The following is a 1,556-nucleotide window of genomic DNA, read 5'->3' on the forward strand; positions in this document are numbered from 1 at the left end:
GGGCGAAATCGTACGGCTTCAGGCTCCCGATCTGCGGCCAACAACGATCGAGTTCAGCGTCCCGGAGGCACTCGCCGGTAATGTCGATCTCACGCTCCAGCCGTTCGATACAATACGCGTCTTTGGAAGATATGAGGCAGATGCTCCCCGCGTAACCATCGCCGGAGAGGTGTTGCGTCCAGGGATCWACCCGCTCTCCGAAGGGATGACCGCGGCAGACCTGGTCCGCACCGCGGGCGGCTTCAAGCGCGATGCCCTGCTGGAAGCTGCTGACCTTACCAGTTATCAGATCGCGAATGGGAACCGCGTCATCAGTCAGCGTTCTTCGATCCCCATCGGAGTCGCCGTCACAACACGAAAGAGCTCCTCCGATGTTGTGCTTCGTCCCGGAGATGTGCTGACGATCCACCAAATCGCAGGCTGGAACGATATCGCCGCCTCCATCACGGTGGAAGGTGAGGTCTCCTATCCAGGTTCTTACGGAATCCAACAGGGAGAACGGCTCAGTTCCATTCTGAAGAGAGCCGGAGGCTTCCGCGAGACAGCATATCCAGCTGGAGCCATCCTCATTCGTGAAGAGGTTCGAGTACTTGAAGAAAAGAGCCGTCAGGAGCTGATCCGCCAGATCGAGACGAGCTCTTCTGCTGCCCGGCTCGCACCCGCAGTATCCTCCAACGATCAGTCCTCAACGCTGCAGATCATTCAAGCCCAACAGGAGCAGGTGCTGAACCGGTTGAAGACCCAACCTGCGGTCGGCCGCCTCGTCATCCATATCTCCACCGACATCGCCTCATGGGAGGGAACAGCGGCGGATATTGAGGTGCGCGCCGGTGACGTCCTCCGGATTCCTAAGCGGCCTGGTTTTGTGCTCGTGAACGGGCAGGTCTATAACGCCACAGCAATCACCTTTGCCGAAGGTAAGTCCGCCGGTTGGTATCTCCGCCGTGCAGGCGGAGTTACCGAGGTTGCGAATGAAAAGCGGATCTTCATCATCCGCGCCAATGGTTCCGTCGTGGGACGCGACAGTGGCTTCCTACCGCGCAGTGTTCTCTCTACCAAGCTCAGCCCGGGCGATGTGGTTGTCGTCCCGCAGAAGATCCTTGGAGCGTCTCTTTTCTGGCGCAATCTCCTGACGACGGCACAACTGGCCTCATCCATTGCGATCACCGCAGCAGTGGCAGGTGTGCTATGAGCGAGACTCCGGTCTGGGTTCACAACGGCGAAATTCTATGGCGGCATCGGCGGTTGCTGGTGCGTGTCTTTCTGATCGCTGCTGCCTGCTCGATCGCAGTGGCATTCCTGATCCCGAAGCGCTACACATCTACGGCGATGATCATGCCACCGGCGAACACAAACTCCAGTTCGGTTATGATCGCCGCGTTAGCAGGACGGGCTCTCGGGGGAGGCTCCAGCAATAACTTCAGTAGTCTTGCCGGAAGCTTACTCGGCACAGGAAACACGACAGCACTTTACATCGACCTTATCAAGAGCGGCACGATCAGCGATCACCTGATCGAACGTTTCGAGCTCCAAAAGGTCTATGACAAGCGTTATCG

General features: G+C 58.1%; 2 protein-coding genes. Both read left to right on the forward strand.

Going from position 1 to position 1,556, the window contains the following annotated elements; genetic code table 11:
• A partial coding sequence (locus AB4043_RS25035) for an SLBB domain-containing protein (RefSeq protein ID WP_442308463.1) occupies positions 1-1,192 on the forward strand: 1,192 nt, incomplete at its 5' end.
• Positions 1,189-1,556, forward strand: a 368-nt coding sequence (locus AB4043_RS25040; RefSeq protein ID WP_442308464.1) for a Wzz/FepE/Etk N-terminal domain-containing protein, incomplete at its 3' end; no start/stop codon positions are given. The genes AB4043_RS25035 and AB4043_RS25040, both read left to right, overlap by 4 nt.

The organism is Terriglobus sp. YAF25 (assembly GCF_052113305.1).
In the GTDB taxonomy this organism is placed as follows: domain Bacteria; phylum Acidobacteriota; class Terriglobia; order Terriglobales; family Acidobacteriaceae; genus Terriglobus.